Below are 16628 nucleotides of genomic sequence, written 5' to 3'. Positions count from 1 at the left end.
GAAACGGCTTGAAGTCGGGCGATGGTGCCCCGCAGGAGGGCCCGACTTCCGGCATGCGCCGTGCCCTGGTGCGGGGCACCCTGAAACGGGGACAGGCAGGCGGAGGTGGTACCGGTGGCCGAGACGGCGACCTCCCGGCAGCCGTCGAGCGCTCAGCGGCGCATCCTCGCCCCGCTGGCGCTCGCGCAGTTCATCTGCAGCTTCGCCGGGTCCAACATGAACGTGATGATCAATGACATCAGCGAGGACCTCGACACCACCGTCCAGGGGGTGCAGATCGCGATCACGATCTTCCTCCTGGTCATGGCCGCGCTGATGATCCCCGGCGGCAAGCTGACCGACCTCTACGGCCGCAAGCGCTGCCTCCTGGTCGGCCTGGTCATCTACGGCATCGGCGCCCTGCTGAGCGCCGCCGCCCCGGGTCTGGGCGTACTGATCCTCGGGAACTCGATCCTGGAAGGCGTCGGAACGGCCCTGCTCATTCCGCCCGTCTACATCCTCACCACGCTCATCTTCACGGACCTGACCTCTCGGGCCCGTGCCTTCGGCGTCATCATGGCGCTGGGCGGCATCGGCGCCGCCGCCGGGCCGCTGATCGGCGGGCTCATCACCTCGTGGCTGAGCTGGCGTGCGGCCTTCGTGTTCCAGGCCCTGGTCATCGTTGTGATCATCGTGCTGAGCCGGGGCCTGCGGGACCCGCTGCCACCCGACCCGACGCGCCCCTTCGACGTCACTGGAGCGGTCCTCTCGGCCACCGGACTCATCCTCGTCGTCATGGGCATCCTCGCGGCCGACAACAACGTCTGGCTGATGATCGCCCTGCTCGTCCTGGGCGCCCTCGTGCTCCTCTGGTTCTTCCTGTCCGTACGGGCCAAGGAGCGGGCGGGGAAGGAACCCCTGCTGTCGACCAGCCTGTTCCGCGACCGCACCTCCAACCTGGGCCTCGTCACGCAGAACGTCCAATGGCTGCTGCTGATGGGTTCCTCGTTCACCATCGCCGCCTACCTCCAGGTCGTGCGCGGCTACGACGCGATCCAGACCGGCGTCGTCTTCACCGCGGCCACCCTCGGCCTGCTCGTGTCTTCGCTCGCCGCCGAACGACTCGCCTCGCGGCGGCCCCAGCGGACCCTCATCATGACCGGCTTCATCGTCACCATCGCCGGCGTCGTCATCCTGATAGCGATGGCCGGCTCCTCCCCGAACCCCTGGGCCCTGACCCCCGGACTGCTGCTGATCGGACTGGGCCTCGGCGTGATGCTGACCCCCTCCGTCAACATCGTCCAATCGAGCTTCCCCGAAGAGCGGCAGGGCGAGATATCCGGCCTCTCCCGCAGCGTGTCGAACCTCGGTTCCTCCCTCGGCACGGCGGTCGCCGGCACCATCCTCGTCGCCGGCCTGACCACCGGCGCCTACGCCGCCGCAATGATCACGCTGGCCGTGATCGGACTCGCCGGACTCGCCGCGGCCGTGCTCCTCCCCGGGCGGCCGTCTCCGGCCGCCGCGCGCCCGGAGGGCGATCTTGGCGGGTCGAGCCGAGAATGACCACGAGAGGGGTGACGTGTGATGGCGGACGGGAGAGCCGAACGCATCGCGGATTTCGTCGAGCCGCTACGGGTGCGACCGGGATCGAAGGTGCACCTGGAACGGGACTTCGATCCCCGCTACAAGGCAGGTATGAAGAAGCGGGAAGGCGTCGAGCTGCTCCAGACCGGGGTGTCGTTGCTGGCCGAGTACCAGGAGCGGCTGGCCGCCCAGGACACGTACGGCGTGGTGCTGTGCCTCCAGGCGCTCGACGCCGGCGGCAAGGACGGGACGATCCGCCACGTGATGAGCGGCGTCAATCCCCAGGGCGTACGGGTCAGCAGCTTCAAGGTGCCGTCCTCCGAGGAACTCGACCACGACTACCTGTGGCGTTACGCCCAGCGGCTGCCCGCGCGCGGCGAGATCGCGATCTTCAACCGCTCGCACTACGAGGAGGTCCTCGTCGTACGGGTCCACCCCGAGATCCTCCTGCGGCAGAAGCTCCCGGAGCACGGGCCCGGGACGGGCATCTGGGACCGCCGCTACCGGGAGATCAACCGCTGGGAGCGCTATCTCACGGACAACGGGTTCAAGGTCGTGAAGATCTTCCTGAACCTGTCCAAGGAGGAGCAGCGCACCCGCTTCCTGAAGCGGATCGACCTGCCGGAGAAGAACTGGAAGTTCTCCGCGGCCGACGTCCGGGAGCGGCGCCGGTGGGACGACTACCAGCTCGCGTTCTCCGAGATGCTGTCCGCCACGAGTACGCGCTGGGCGCCGTGGTACGTCGTACCGGCGGACCGGAAGTGGTTCGCGCGGATCTGCGCGGCGGCGGTCCTCGCGCACACGCTGATGGATATCGATCCGCAGTTCCCCGTGATGGCGCCGGAGGCGCGCAAGGACCTCCTCGTCACGAAGCGGAGCCTGGAGCGGGAGGCCCCTGCCGGGGCCCCGGCCGATCCGTACGCCGCCCGGCACCCGTCGGCGGACCGGGCCGGCGGGCACGGGAAGAAGACGCGAAAGAAGCGCGGCTAGCAATCCTCGGACGGCGCGCGAGCGGCGCGGATCCCTGCGCGGCCCCGGATCGGAGGCACCACCATGACAGTGCGGTCGGATTCCGTGGCGGAACAGCCCCGGGCTGCCGGGGGCGGCTGGTACACGCGCTCTCCCGAGGAGGTCGCGGCGGCGTTCGGTGTCGATCCCGCCGTCGGTCTGTCCGCGGCTCGGGCCGCGGAACTCCTGGCCGCGCACGGCCCGAACGCGCTCCCCGAGGAGGAGCGGATTCCGGCCTGGCACCGGTTCCTCGCGCAGTACCGCAGTTACATGCAGATCGTGCTCGTGGCCGCCGCGATCGTCTCGCTGGTCATCCAGGAGTGGACGACCGCGATCCTGCTGATCGTGCTGACCCTGCTGAACGCGGTCGTGGGACTGCGCCAGGAGGGCAAGGCCGAGAGCGCCATGAACGCGCTGAAGTCGATGATGAAGGCGACGGCGCGGGTGCGCAGGGACGGTACGGAGGCCGAGATCCCCGGCGAACAGCTCGTCCACGGCGATGTCGTGCTCATCTCCGCCGGGGACCAGGTGCCGGCGGACGGGCGTCTCATCGCGGCCAGCGCCCTGCAGATCGACGAGTCGGCGCTGACCGGTGAGAGCGTTCCCGCCGCGAAGGAGACCGGCGCGCTGACGGGCGGCCGGCCGGCGCCGGGCGACCAGACGAACACGGCCTTCATGAACACCCCGGTCACGCACGGCAGCGGCGTCATGGTCGTCACCGCGACCGGGGCGGGCACCGAGCTCGGCAAGATCTCCGGAATGCTGTCGGCCACCGAGAAGGAAGTGCCGCCGCTCACCAAGGAGCTGGACCGGCTGACCCTGTGGATCACGGCGGCGGCGGGCCTGACCATGATCGTGATGTTCGCCCTGGGACGGCAGCGCGACCAGGCCTGGGACGTCCTGTTCGTCAGCGCGGTCTCGCTGGCGATCGCGGCCATCCCCGAGGCCCTGCCGACCGTGACCCAGGCGATCCTGTCTGTCGGGAGCCTGAACCTGGCGAAGCGGAACGCCATCGTCAAGGAGCTGCCGTCGGTCGAGACGCTGGCGTTCACGTCGGCGATCAACTCGGACAAGACCGGCACGCTGACGATGAACCAGATGACCGCCGTCGAAGTGCTGAGCCCCACCGACCGGTACACCGTGTCGGGCACGGGCTACGGACTCGAAGGCAAGGTCCACCACGCCGCCGGGTCCGCCGCGGGGATCGAGGACGCGATCCTGCCGTACGTGGTGGCCAGTGACGCCAAGCTGGTGGGCGGCGAGGTGGTGGGCGACCCCACCGAGGGCGCGCTGCTGGTGCTCGCGCACAAGGCCGGCCTGGACACCGACGCCACCCGGGCCGCCCTTCCCCGGCTCGCCACCCTCCCGTTCGACCCCGAGTACAAGTTGATGGCCACCTTCCACTCGGCGGCCGACGCCTCCGGGCGGCAGGTCGTGCGCTGCTTCGTCAAAGGTGCGGGCCCGGCGGTGATGGCGCGGGCGACCACCGCGCTCGCGGCGGGTGAAACGATCCCCTGGGACGCCGATCTGCTCCGTCGTGCCGAGGAGGCGAGCGAGCGGATGGGCGGGGAGGGGCGCCGGGTGATGGCCGCGGCCAGCCGTGACCTGGACCCGGACGGTTTCGATCCGGAGGGCGATCTGCTCGCGTACGTCACCGATCTGCGGATGGCCAGTCTCGTCGGCATGGTCGATCCACCCCGTGAGGAGGCGAAGGCCGCGGTGGCCGACGCGCAAGCGGCGCACATCCGGGTCCGCCTGGTGACCGGGGACGACGTCACCACCGGCGCGGCGATCGCCCGGCAGATCGGCATCCCCGGCGAGGCCGTCCTCGGCGCCGATTTCGCCGCCATGAGCGAGGACGAACAGCTCGCCCGCATCGAGAGGATCGGCGTGGTGGGGCGGGTCGCCCCGGAGCACAAGGTGCTGCTCGCGAACACGCTCAAGAAGAAGGGCGAGGTCGTGGCGATGACGGGGGACGGCGTCAACGACGCGCCGGCCATCAAGGCCGCGGACATCGGCATCGCCATGGGCAGCGGCACGGACGTGGCGAAGAACGCCGGCCGCATGATCCTTTCGGACGACAATTTCGCCACCATCGTCTACGCCGTGGAGCAGGGCCGGACGATCTACGACAACCTCACCAAGTACATCCGGTTCGTGCTGCTCCTGCTGGTCACGTTCGTGCTGACGTTCCTGGGGGCCACCGTCTTCAACATCGCCGCGGGTGAGCCCTTCACCCCGCCGCAGGTGCTGTGGATCCACTTCGTCGTCAACGCATCGTTCGGCTTCGCGCTCGGCTTCGACCGCGAGAGCGCCGGCCTCATGCGGCGCCGGCCGCGTCCTCGTGGGGAATCGGTGCTCACGCGGCCCGTGCTCGTCACGGTCGGACTGGGCGGCCTGGCGATCACCGTCCTCCTGCTCGCGCTGATCAAGCTAGGCCAGAACCAGTGGGACAGCGTGGAGACCGGGCAGTCGATCGCGTTCACGGCCTTCGCGCTCTGTCTGATCGTGGCCGCCTTCGAATGCCGCAGCGAGACGGAGTCCGTGCTGACGGCGTCGACCTTCGACAGCAAGCAGATGAACTGGGTCGCCCTGGCCCAGTTCGTACTCTCCGTGATGGTCACCCAAATGGACGGCTTCCGCCGCCTCCTCGGGACGACCGACATCAACGCCCGGCAGTTCGGCTGGGCGCTGCTGGCCGCGGTGGTGCTCCTGCTGGTGTGGGAACTGGGCAAGTTCGTGGCCCGCCGGTCGAGGGCCGTATGAGGAAGGCCCGTCCGTGACGACCCGGCACCGGGGCCACGGGGTCCTCACCCGTTTGCGGTCGGTCCCCGGGATCCGCGCGGCCTCGTCCTACCGGCGCGAGTGGCTGGTCAAGGACCTGGTCGCGGGAGTCGTCCTGACCACGCTGCTGGTGCCGCAGGGCATGGCGTACGCCGAGTTGGCGGGCCTGCCGGCCATCACCGGCCTGTACACGACGATCCTCTGCCTGCTCGGGTACGCGGTGTTCGGCCCGTCCCGGATCCTGGTGCTGGGCCCGGATTCCTCGCTGGGTCCGATGATCGCCGCCACGGTGCTGCCCCTGGTGGCGGCCGACGGGGATCCCGGCCGGGCCGTCGCGCTGGGGTCGATGCTCGCGGTCATGGTGGCGGCCATCATGATCCTGGCCTCGGTGGCGAAGCTCGGCTTCATCGCCGACCTGATCTCCAGGCCGACGATGATCGGCTACATGAACGGCCTGGCCCTGACCATTCTGATCGGCCAGCTGCCCAAACTGCTCGGCTTCAAGGTCGAGGCGGACAACCTGATCGGCCAGTGCGTCGGCCTCGTGCAGGAACTCGCCGACGGGGCGGCGGTGCCGGCCGCCGCCGCGGTGGGGCTGTGCGGGATCGCCCTGGTCCTGGTCCTGCAGCGCTTCCTGCCCAAGGTCCCCGCGGTGCTCGTGATGGTGGTCCTGGCGATCGCCGCGGCTTCCGCCCTCGACCTGGGCGCGCACGGCGTCGGCCTGGTCGGCGTACTGCCCGAGGGGTTCCCGCCCTTCACCCTCCCCGATGTGCGGCTCACCGACCTCGCGCCGCTGCTCGGCGGTGCGCTGGGCATCGCCCTGGTGTCGTTGGCCGACACGATCTCCAATGCGTCCGCCTTCGCGGCACGCACCGGGCAGGAGGTGCGCGGCAACCAGGAGATGGGGGGCGTCGGTGCGGCCAACCTGGCGGCGGCCCTCTTCCAGGGCTTCCCCGTCAGCACGAGCGGCTCCCGGACTGCGGTGGCGGAGCGCGCGGGGGCCAGGAGCCAGCTCACCGGGGTCGTCGGAGCGGCGCTCATCGTCCTCATGCTCGTGCTGGCCCCGGGCCTGTTCCGCAACCTCCCCCAGCCGGCCCTGGCCGCCGTGGTCATCACCGCGTCGCTGTCCCTGGCCGACGTACCGGGAGCCGTACGGCTGTGGCGGCAGCGCCGGACGGAGTTCCTGCTGTGCTTCGCGGCCTTCGCCGGTGTGGCCCTGCTCGGCGTGCTGCCCGGGATCGCCATCGCCGTGGGCCTGTCGGTCCTCAACGTCTTCCGGCGCGCATGGTGGCCGTACGACACTGTGCTCGGGCGGGTCCAGGACCTGGAGGGCTACCACGACATCCGCTCCTACCCGCAGGCCGAACAACTGCCGGGCCTGGTGATCTACCGGTTCGACGCCCCGCTCTTCTTCGCCAACGCCAAGACGTTCCGGGACGAGGTCAGGCGGATGGCGGGCGCGGACCCGCGGCCGAGCTGGATCGTGGTCGCGGCGGAGCCCATGACCGACGTGGACACCACTGCCGCCGACATCCTGGAGGAGCTCGACGAGGAGCTCAACGCGGACGGCGTCCACCTCGTGTTCGCCGAGCTCAAAGACCCCGTGCGGCGGAAGATCGAGAGGTACGAACTCACCCGGACCATCGACCCCGAGCACTTCTTCCCCACCGTGGAGGCCGCCGTCCACGCCTTTCGCCGGCGGACCGGAGCTCAATGGGCGCCCCCCGCCACCGACGGGACGTGACCGCCTTCCCGGTGGGAGGACTCCGACGCCGGCCCGCTCCGCCGCTCAGGCACCACCGTGTCCCGTCGCGGTCCGTCCCACGGTCAGCGCCAGCCGCCGCACGCGGCGCCAGTTCATCGGAGCCGTCGCGCGCGGCACGCCGGGACGGTGGCGGGGCACGCGCACGCGCAGGGCGCCGGGCGCGATGCGGCAGCGCACCGGTGTGGACAGCACCAGGGCCTCGCCGTCGACACCGACCGGGATGACGGGAGCGTCCGCGTCGACGACGACCTCACGGGCGGTGGCCTCGGTCAGGCCGCGGCCCTGCCCGCGGTGCAGCAGGAGCTCCGCCGCCTCGGCGGCGTTCGCGACCTCGACGCCCAGCACCCCCAGCTCACCGGAGTCCAGCCGCTCCCGTCGCCCCAGCCCGGCGGAATCCCCCCTCTGATAGGGGTTGTTGCTGACCAGCACGGCTTGGGGACCGTCCAGGGCCAGCGCATCCGCACGGACGCCCAGCCGCGCGCCGCTGTCGTGGGTCAGCAGGGCCGGCAGCATCTCCAAGGTGGTGCGGGCCTTGTCGTCACGGTAGGCGGGACTCTGCACGACTTCCGCGTACACGCCGAACGAGGCGCTGTTCACGAAGACGCGCCCGGTGCTCCCCTGCGCCGGTCCTCCCTCGTCGATGTAACCGAGGTCGACGCGCAGTTCGACGCCGTCGGTCAGTGCCTCCAGACACCGGGACGGATCCTGCCGGTCCAGGCCCAGGTCCATGGCGAAGTGATTGCGCGTGCCGGCGCTGATCACCATGAACGGGACGTCGTGCTCCACGGCCACGGCGGCCACCAGGGCCTGCGTACCGTCACCGCCCGCGACACCGAGCAGGTCGGCCCCGTCCGCGACGGCCTGCCGCGCCAGCTCGGCCACGTCCTGCCGCCGGGCCGGATCCAGTACGAAGACCTCGGCGCCCAGGTCCCTCGCCCGCTCCGCCAGGCGGAACTTCTCGACCTTTCCGCCGCCCGAGCGCGGATTCATGATCAGGAAGGGCCGCTCGGCCCGGACCGCGGCGTGCTCCGGCATGCCTGCCGCCGTGTCCTCGGCGAGAGCGGCCCGGCCCGCGGCAATGGCCAGGGCCCACAGGCCGAGCGAGACCAGCACGACCCACAGCAGCCCCGCCGTCGCGTACAGGAGTAGGACGGCGAGGGGTGCGACGACCACCAGCAGCACGGACAGCACCCTGATCCAGCCGGTGTGGGTGAGCATCCACCACACACCCGCCCCCGTGAGGGCCAGCCCTACCCAGCCCACCCCCATCAGCACGAGGCTCGCGAGGCCACCGAACACCAGCAGCACCACGGGCGCCGCCAGGCCCGCGACCAGGGACAGTCGGGCGGTCCAACTCCTACTCATGGCACAACCTCCCGCCTGGGGCGGCCTTCCGCCGCTCCGCCGGCTGCCGGACGGAAGCCGGGCACTGCCTTCAGGCTACGAGCGCCCACTCGGCTCGGCCCGCCCACGCGCCGGATGCGACCGCCCGGCACCGAATGGCACGACCGGCCGCGCCTTGGGACGATGACCGCGGAGGCACGCCATGACCAACAACCCGCCGGAACCTCCGTCGCACGAGCCGGCACCGCGCGAGCACCACCGACGGCTCCACCTCACGCTGCCCGGCTGCTGGGGCGCCCTCGTCCTGGCGTGCCTGTCCTTCACCCCGTCGCTCCTTCCCCGCGGAGGCGTACTCCAGGGGCTGGTCTGCGGCATCGGAGCGGCCATCGGGTACGGGCTGGGCGTGGTCGCGGCCTACGTGTGGCGCGCTTTCGCCGACCGGGACGCCCGCAGCGCCCCGCGCAGGTCGTGGCTGGTCCTGTTCGTCAGCGCGATCGTGCTCTTCGGCGTCTCGTTCGGGCTCGGGCAGTACTGGCAGCACGAGATCCGCGGGCTGATGGGGGTCACCGACTACAACGTCCTCGCCGCCGTCGCCTGCCCCCTCGTCGCCGCCGTCGTCTTCCTGCTCCTGCTCCTTGCCGGGCGGGGGCTGCGCGCCCTGTACCGCCGGGCCGCCGCCCTGCTCGGGCGCTGGATCGGCAGGCGGGCGGCGCGGGTGGTCGGCTGGCTCCTGGTGGCGGGGCTGGCGTGGGCCGTGTTCTCCGGGGTGCTGCTGAGCGGCTTCGTGAACGCGGCCAACGAGTCGTTCTCGCTGGGCGACACGCATACTCCGGAGGGGGTGCACCAGCCCACGTCCGTGCTGCGGTCGGGCGGTCCCGGCTCGCTGGTGCCGTGGGACTCGCTGGGTTACGAGGGGCGGGCGTTCACGGGCAGCGGACCGTCGGCCCAGACGATCGGCGCGTTCACCCACCGCACGGCGCAGGAGCCCATCCGGGCCTACGCCGGGCTGGAAACCTCCGACGACACGGAGTCCCGGGCGGCCCGGGCCGTCGCGGACCTCGAACGGGCGGGCGGTTTCGAACGCACGAACCTGCTCGTGATGACCACGACGGGCAGCGGCTGGGTCGACCCCGCCGCCGTGGACTCGTTCGAGTACCTCGGCAACGGCGACTCGGCCACGGTGGCGATCCAGTACTCGTACCTGCCGTCGTGGATGTCGTACCTGGTCGACCAGTCCAAGGCGCGCGAGGCCGGCCGGGACCTCTTCGACGCGGTCTACGACAAGTGGTCCAAACTGCCGACGGACCGGCGTCCGCGCCTGTTCGTGGCGGGCGAGAGCCTGGGCTCGTTCGGGGGTGAGACGGCCTTCAGCGGGGAGTACGACCTGCGCAACCGCACCGCCGGCACGGTGTTCGCCGGCCCGCCCAACTTCAACACCCTCTTCCGCGAGTTCAGCGACCGCCGCGACGCGGGGAGCCCGGAGATCGAGCCCGTCTACCGGGAGGGCCGGACCGTCCGGTTCACGAACGACCCGGCCGCCGGGATCCCTCCCGCGGACCGGCCGTGGGACGGCCCGCGGGTGGTCTACCTCATGCACCCCTCCGATCCGATCGTCTGGTGGAGCCCGCAGCTGGCCCTGTCGGAGCCCGACTGGATCCGTGAGCGGCCCGGCTCGGACGTGCTCGGCGCGATGGTCTGGATCCCGTTCGTGACCTTCTGGCAGGTCACCGCCGACCTGCCGTTCTCCACGGGCGTTCCGGACGGCCACGGCCACACCTACAAGGCCGCGTACGTCGACGCCTGGAACTCCGTCATGCGACCGTCCGGATTCACCGCGCAGGACCTGGACCGGCTGAAGGACATCGTCTCGCCGCAGGGCTGAGCGGTCAGCGCAGCAGGAACCCGACGAGGTATCCGAACGCGTTGACGGCCCAGTGCAGGCCCATGGGAGCCAGCAGACTGCCGCTGCGGCGGCGCAGCTCGCAGAACAGCACGCCCGCCGCCGCCGTGAACAACACGGCTGCCACGACCGCGAGGGCGGCCCCGAGTCCGGACCGACCGAAGGCCGTGGTCAGGGCCGGTTTCGCGGTCGCCAGGTGCAGCGAGGGCAGCACGTGCCACAGGCCGAACAGCGCACTCGACACGGCGGTCGCCCACACCGCCCCGCGGTCGCGGCGCACCAGACCGTAGAGCACGCCGCGGAACGCGATCTCCTCCACCAGGACCGTACCGACGGGGACCAGCACGAGGACGCGCAGCATCACCTCGCCCCCGTCCATCCCCGCGTACCGACGGTCCTCGAACAGCGTCCTGGTGGCCGGCAGCAGGGCCCCGGCCAGGTAGACGATGCCGACCAGGGCGATGAGGGCCAGCGCCCAACGGGCGCCGCGGGCCAGCGTGCCCGGCGCCAGACCGGCGTCCGCGAGGGTGCCGCCGGCCCAGCGCAGCACACCGAGCAGCACCCCGCTGACCACGACGGCCGTCACCACGCCCCACGGGCCCGACCAGCGGTGCAGGGCCGCGTTGGCCGCCACGAGGACAGCCACCGTGACGCCCACGGCCGGCCAGGTACCGATCGGCCGCCGGGGCCGCCGCCCGGCGCCGTCGGGGGTGCTGCGGGGCATGGGGACCCACCTCGGTCATGACGACAGGTCAGCGCGAGCGACCCCGATCATCCTGCACTGTAGCCAGGGCCCGGCCCGCGCATCACGGCGACGAGCCGGTGTCCCCCGTGCCGGTCAGGTGGGGTCGCCCGCGAGGCCGGAGCGGACCTCACGGGCGGCGGCGACCAGGTTTTCGAGGGAGGCGCGGGTCTCGGGCCAGCCGCGGGTCTTCAGGCCGCAGTCGGGGTTGACCCACAGCCGCTCGGCCGGGATGGCCTCCAGTCCGGTGCGCAGCAGACCGGCCGCCTCCCGGGTGCTCGGGACGCGCGGGGAGTGGATGTCCCAGACGCCCGGGCCTGCCCCTCGGGGGTAACCGTGGCCGGCGAGTTCGCGGGCGACCTGCATGTGGGAGCGGGCGGCTTCCAGACTGATGACGTCGGCGTCGAGCTCGTCGATGGCCTGGACGACGTCACCGAACTCGGCGTAGCACATGTGGGTGTGGATCTGCGTGTCCGGCCGGACGCCGCTGGTGGTGAGGCGGAACGCCTCGGTGGCCCAGGCCAGGTAGTCGGCGTGGTCGGCGGCTCGCAGCGGCAGCGTTTCGCGCAGGGCGGGCTCGTCGACCTGGATCACCGAAGTCCCGGCCGCCTCCAGGTCGTTCACCTCGTCCCGCAGGGCGAACGCGACCTGGCGGGCACTCTCGCCGAGCGGCTGATCGTCGCGTACGAAGGACCAGGCGAGCATGGTGACGGGCCCGGTCAGCATGCCCTTGACCGGCTTGGACGTCAGGGACTGCGCGTACGAGGTCCAGCGGACGGTCATGGGCTCGGGGCGGGAGACGTCCCCGGCCAGCACCGGCGGGCGCACGTAACGGGTGCCGTAGGACTGGACCCAGCCGTGCTGCGTGGCCAGGTAGCCCGTCAGCTGCTCGGCGAAGTACTGCACCATGTCGTTGCGTTCGGGCTCGCCGTGCACCAGGACGTCGAGGCCGGTCTTCTCCTGGAAGGAGACCACTTCCTCGATCTCGCTCTTGATGCGCGCCTCGTAGCCCGCGGTGTCGATCCGCCCCGCCCGCAGGTCCGCGCGGGCCGCGCGCAGTTCGTCGGTCTGCGGGAAGGAGCCGATCGTGGTGGTCGGCAGCAGCGGCAGGCCCAGGCGGGCCCGCTGGGCGACGGAGCGCTCGGCGTACGGCTGCGCGCGGTGGCCGTCGGTGTCGGTGACGGCCGCGGTCCGGGTGCGCACGGCCGGGTCGTGGGTGAGGGCGGATCCGGCGCGGGAAGCCAGATCGGCCCGGTTCGCGGCGAGTTCGGCCGCGATGGAGTCCATGCCCCGGGCCAGTCCTCGGGCCAGGACGGAGATCTCCCGCGTCTTCTGGCGGGCGAAGGCGAGCCAGCGGCGGACCTGCGGGTCGATGTCGCGCTCGGCGGCGGCGTCCAGCGGGACGTGCAGGAGCGAGCAGGACGCGGAGACGTCCACGCGCTCGGCGAGGCCGAGGAGCGTGCCCAGGACGGTCAGGGACTTCTGGTAGTCGTTGATCCAGACGTTGCGGCCGTTGACCACGCCCGCGACCAGGCGTTTGCCGGGCAGGCCACCGACCGCCGCGAGGTCCTCCAGGTTGGCCGCGCCGGCCTCGGTGAAGTCGAGCGCCAGGCCCTCGACCGGCGCCTTGGCCAGCACCGGCAGCGCTTCGCCGAGCCGGCCGAAGTACGAGGCGATCAGCAGCTTCGGACGCCCGGTGGCCGCGCCGAGGTCGCGGTAGGCACGGGCCGCGGCGTTCAGGTCGGCCGGGGTGCGGTCCTGCACCAGGGCCGGCTCGTCGAGCTGGACCCACTCGGCGCCCGCGGCCCGCAGCTCGGCGAGGACCTGTGCGTACACGGGCAGCAGCCGGTCGAGCAGGGTCAGCGGTTCGAAGCCGGCGGCCACGCCGGGGGCGGGCTTGGCGAGCAGCAGGTAGGTGACGGGGCCGACGAGTACGGGACGGGCCGTGTGGCCGGCCGCGACGGCTTCCTCCAACTCCGCGACCTGCTTGCTGGAGTCGGCGGTGAAGACGGTGTCGGGCCCGAGCTCGGGGACCAGGTAATGGTAGTTCGTGTCGAACCATTTGGTCATCTCCAGCGGGGCCACGTCCCGGGTGCCGCGCGCCATCGCGAAGTACCCGTCCAGGGCGTCCGCGGCGACCGCCGCGCGGTGCCGCGCGGGGACGGCGCCGACCATGACACTGGTGTCCAGGACGTGGTCGTAGTACGAGAAATCACCGGTGGGCACTTCGTGGACGCCGGCCTCGGTCAGCTCTCGCCAGTGCGAACGGCGCAGGCCCGCCGCGGTCTCCCGGAGGGCACCCGCGCTGACGCGGCCCTTCCAGTAGCCCTCGATCGCCTTCTTCAGGTCGCGGCTCTGACCTTGGCGGGGGTAGCCGTACACGGTGGCTCGTGCTGCCGCGGCTGTGGGCTTCGCCGTCACGGAACTCTCCTTCGCGAGATGTGTCCAGGAACGCCCCGGTAACGGGACGCGGACGCGAAGGAGCGACGGAACGGACGGCCCACGTCGCGCAATTACCGCAACGGCCGCTCGTCGTGCACGCCGACCCGCCCACGAGGTCACCGGGATCTCCGCACGCGGAATCGTCCGCTTACGGGCAACGGGCAGGTCTTCGGACTCGCGGGCACGCCTGCCGGCACTCATGCTCCTACCGGCGGGCACCTACTGGCCGTCGCTTCCCAGGACCGTCTTCCGGTCCCAGTGCGTATGACGGCGGTCGTTCCCGCTCACCGCTGCGGGGCAGTCCCGGATTCCCACCGGGTTCCCTCTTACGACGCATCCCGCCTGGCGGACGGGGCGAACCAGCTGCACGGCCACCCTAGTTCGCGCGCCGACCCGGCGACGACCCCCGTCCGTCATTCGGACCGGATCGCGAGACGACGAGACGACGAGACGACGAGACGGCACCGGCTTCACACGACCTGCGGTGGAACGGGACACGGTGGGGCGCGGCGACACCACTCGCCGAACCCCACCGTCACCGCGTGCCTCCGGGCACCCTCGGGCCCGGAGACGTGCCGGGGCCCCTCAGCCCCGGCCGTACGTGTGGAACCCTCGGCCGCTCTTGCGGCCCAGCAGCCCTGCCTGCACCATCCGTTGAAGCAGCGGGGGCGGGGCGTAGAGCGGTTCCTTGAACTCCTGGTAGAGGGATTCGGCGATGGCCTCGACCGTGTCCAGCCCGATCAGGTCGGCGAGCTTGAGCGGGCCCATCGGGTGGGCGCAGCCCAGTTCCATTGCGGTGTCCACGTCCTGCGCGCTGGCGTACCCGGATTCGGCCATGCGGATGGCCGAGAGCAGGTAGGGGACCAGCAGCGCGTTCACGACGAAACCGGCGCGGTCCCGGGATCGGACGGTGGTCTTGCCCAGGGCGTCACGGGCGAAGGCCTCGACGGTGGCGAGGGTGTCCGCCGACGTATGGAGGGAGGACACGACCTCGACGAGCGGTAGAACGGGCACGGGGTTGAAGAAGTGCAGGCCCACCACCTTGTCGGCGCGTCCGGTCGCCATGCCCAGACGCATGATCGGGATGGCGGAGGTGTTCGTGGCGAGGATGGTCCCGGGATTCTCGACGATCTTGTCGAGGGCGGCGAAGACCTCGATCTTGGTGTCGGGGTTCTCGGTGACGGCCTCGATGACGAGCTGGCGGTCGGCGAGGTCCTCCAGGTCCCCGGTGAACAGCAGCCGGGACAGCGCGTCCTCCGCGGAGATCCGGTCCAGCTTGCCCCGCTGGACGGCACGCTCCAGGGAAACGGCGATCCGCTCCCGGGCGGCGCGGGCGGCGGCGGTGTCCGACTCGGCGACGACGGTGTCGAGGCCGGCCCGGGCACACGCCTCGGCGATGCCGGCGCCCATCTGTCCTCCACCGACGATGCCGACGCGCAGGATCCGGCCCGGCCCCACCGCGGCGTTCACGCGTTCACCCGCGCGGTGACGGCGGCGCTGCGGACGAGGTGGCGGGTGTAGGCCCCGGGGGTGAAGAAGGCCGGGAGCTGCACCGACAGCGCCGTGTCCACGAAGACCTCGCGCGCTTCGAGGACGAGTGCCTGCGGATCCTCGTTCTCCAGGGCGGCGCATTCGGCGTCGAGGAGGTCGAGGACCGTTGCCCGGTCGACCCGGTCGTGGCGGATCCACTGCCAGATCTGGACGCGGGCGATCTCGGCGGTCGCGGCGTCCTCCATCAGGCCGTACAGGGCCACCGCGCCGCTGCCGCGCAGCCAGGCGTCGAAGTAGCGCAGGGCCACGGCGACGTTCGAGCGGATCCCCTCCCGTGTGGGGGGCGCGGCGGTCCGGCGTACGGACAGCAGGTCGGCGGCCGTGGTCTCGACGTCCTCCCGCGTCCGCTCCAGCTGGTTCGACCGCTCCCCCAGGACGCCGTCGAAGACCTCGCGGCAGACGGGGACCAGCCCGGGATGGGCCACCCAGGAGCCGTCGAAGCCGTCCTCGGCCTCGCGCTCCTTGTCCAAGCGGACCTTCGCGATCGCCGCGGCGTTCGTGTCCGGGTCCTTGCTCGGGACGTGGGCCGCCATCCCGCCGATGGCATGGGCACCGCGCCGGTGGCAGGTCCGGACGAGGAGTTCGGTGTAGGCCCGCATGAAGGGAGCGGTCATGGTGACCGCGGCCCGATCGGGCAGTTGGAAGTCGGTGCGGTGGCCGAAGGTCTTGACGAGGCTGAAGAGGTAGTCCCAACGCCCGGCGTTGAGGCCCGCGCTGTGTTCGCGCAGCTCGTGGAGGATCTCCTCCATCTCGAAGGCGGCCGTGATCGTCTCGATGAGGACGGTGGCGCGGACGGTGCCGCGGGGGATGCCGAGGAGTTCCTGGGCGAGGAGGAAGACGTCGTTCCACAGCCGCGCCTCGTACCGGTTCTCCAGCTTGGGCAGGTAGAAGTACGGGCCGTGGCCGACGTCGATCTGCCGCTGCGCGCAGTGGAAGAAGTACAGGCCGAAGTCGACGAGGGAGGCGGACAGGGGTCGGCCGTCGATCTCCAGGTGCTCTTCGAGCAGGTGCCAGCCGCGGGGGCGGACGGTGATGGTCGCAAGCCGCTCGCCGAGGCGGTACTCCTTGCCCTCCGGGCTGGTGAAGTCGATGCGCCGTTCGATGGCGTCGAGCAGGGTGAGCTGGCCGCCGATGACGTGGGTCCAGGTCGGGGCGGTGGCGTCCTCGAAGTCGGCCATCCAGACCTCGGCTCCGGAGTTCAGGGCGTTGACGGCCGTCCGCCGCTCGGGGGGCCCGGTGATCTCGACCCGCCGGTCGGTGAGTCCGGGCGCGGGCGGGGCGACCCTCCAGTCGGGGTCCTCGCGGAGGGCGCGGGTGGCGAGCGGGAAGTCGAGCGGGGTACCCCCGGCCAGGTGGCCCGAGCGGCGGCGGCGCTCCTTGAGGATCTCCAGGCGGCGGTCCGCGAACGCGGCGTCGAGCCGGCCGAGGAACTCCAGGGCCCCGGGGGTCAGGATCTCGTCGTGGCGCTCACCCGGTGCGCCGAGGACCCGGACGCTGCCGGTCGGGGGCGTGAGTGACATGTGGTTCTT

Annotated in this window: 10 protein-coding genes and 1 riboswitch; of the genes, 5 read left to right on the top strand and 5 right to left on the bottom strand. The window is 71.6% G+C overall.

The features are described 5' to 3' along the window. Positions 1-114: 114 nt before the first annotated feature. The 4 genes from OHA65_RS33700 (at position 115) to OHA65_RS33685 (ending at position 7099) form a co-directional block, all read left to right on the top strand. Positions 115-1542, top strand: a complete 1428-nt coding sequence (locus OHA65_RS33700) for an MFS transporter (RefSeq protein WP_327279909.1) — start codon at positions 115-117, stop codon at positions 1540-1542. Between the two features lie 21 nt (positions 1543-1563). Then, positions 1564-2553, top strand: a complete 990-nt coding sequence (locus OHA65_RS33695) for a polyphosphate kinase 2 family protein (protein ID WP_327279908.1) — start codon at positions 1564-1566, stop codon at positions 2551-2553. A gap of 63 nt (positions 2554-2616) precedes the next feature. Further along, positions 2617-5337 carry an HAD-IC family P-type ATPase gene (locus tag OHA65_RS33690; protein WP_327279907.1) on the top strand — a complete coding sequence of 907 codons (2721 nt, stop codon included), beginning with the start codon at positions 2617-2619 and terminating at the stop codon, positions 5335-5337. A gap of 13 nt (positions 5338-5350) precedes the next feature. Further along, the gene (locus tag OHA65_RS33685) at positions 5351-7099 is read left to right on the top strand and encodes a SulP family inorganic anion transporter (protein WP_328764549.1); all 1749 of its coding nucleotides are present in this window, start codon (positions 5351-5353) and stop codon (positions 7097-7099) included. Positions 7100-7144: 45 nt separating this feature from the next. Here OHA65_RS33685 and OHA65_RS33680 read toward each other — a convergent pair whose 3' ends face one another. Continuing rightward, the gene (locus OHA65_RS33680) at positions 7145-8485 is read right to left on the bottom strand and encodes a diacylglycerol kinase family protein (RefSeq protein ID WP_327279905.1); all 1341 of its coding nucleotides are present in this window, start codon (positions 8483-8485) and stop codon (positions 7145-7147) included. A 181-nt stretch (positions 8486-8666) separates the two neighbouring features. On the opposite strand from OHA65_RS33680, the gene OHA65_RS33675 reads away from it, so the two are divergent. Next, positions 8667-10346 carry an alpha/beta hydrolase gene (locus OHA65_RS33675; protein ID WP_327279904.1) on the top strand — a complete coding sequence of 560 codons (1680 nt, stop codon included), beginning with the start codon at positions 8667-8669 and terminating at the stop codon, positions 10344-10346. 4 nt (positions 10347-10350) lie between these two features. Here OHA65_RS33675 and OHA65_RS33670 read toward each other — a convergent pair whose 3' ends face one another. From OHA65_RS33670 to aceB, 4 genes are all read right to left on the bottom strand, one after another. After that, a complete protein-coding gene (locus OHA65_RS33670) occupies positions 10351-11088 on the bottom strand; it encodes a CPBP family intramembrane glutamic endopeptidase (RefSeq protein ID WP_328764547.1) in 738 nt (245 codons plus the stop codon). Positions 11089-11202: 114 nt separating this feature from the next. Next, the gene (gene metE, locus OHA65_RS33665) at positions 11203-13527 is read right to left on the bottom strand and encodes a 5-methyltetrahydropteroyltriglutamate--homocysteine S-methyltransferase (protein ID WP_405763119.1); all 2325 of its coding nucleotides are present in this window, start codon (positions 13525-13527) and stop codon (positions 11203-11205) included. Positions 13528-13690: 163 nt separating this feature from the next. Next, positions 13691-13927, bottom strand: a riboswitch (cobalamin riboswitch). Between the two features lie 206 nt (positions 13928-14133). Then, a complete protein-coding gene (locus tag OHA65_RS33660; protein ID WP_371646748.1) occupies positions 14134-14958 on the bottom strand; it encodes a 3-hydroxybutyryl-CoA dehydrogenase in 825 nt (274 codons plus the stop codon). A 56-nt stretch (positions 14959-15014) separates the two neighbouring features. Beyond that, entirely contained in the window at positions 15015-16619 is a 1605-nt protein-coding gene (aceB, locus tag OHA65_RS33655; protein WP_405763117.1) for a malate synthase A, read from the bottom strand. Positions 16620-16628 lie beyond the last annotated feature (9 nt).

This window comes from Streptomyces sp. NBC_00045 (assembly GCF_045041095.1).
Classification (GTDB): Bacteria; Actinomycetota; Actinomycetes; order Streptomycetales; family Streptomycetaceae; genus Streptomyces.
The sequence above is the reverse complement of the archived record's forward strand: the minus strand, read 5'-3'. Positions and strand labels throughout refer to the sequence as shown.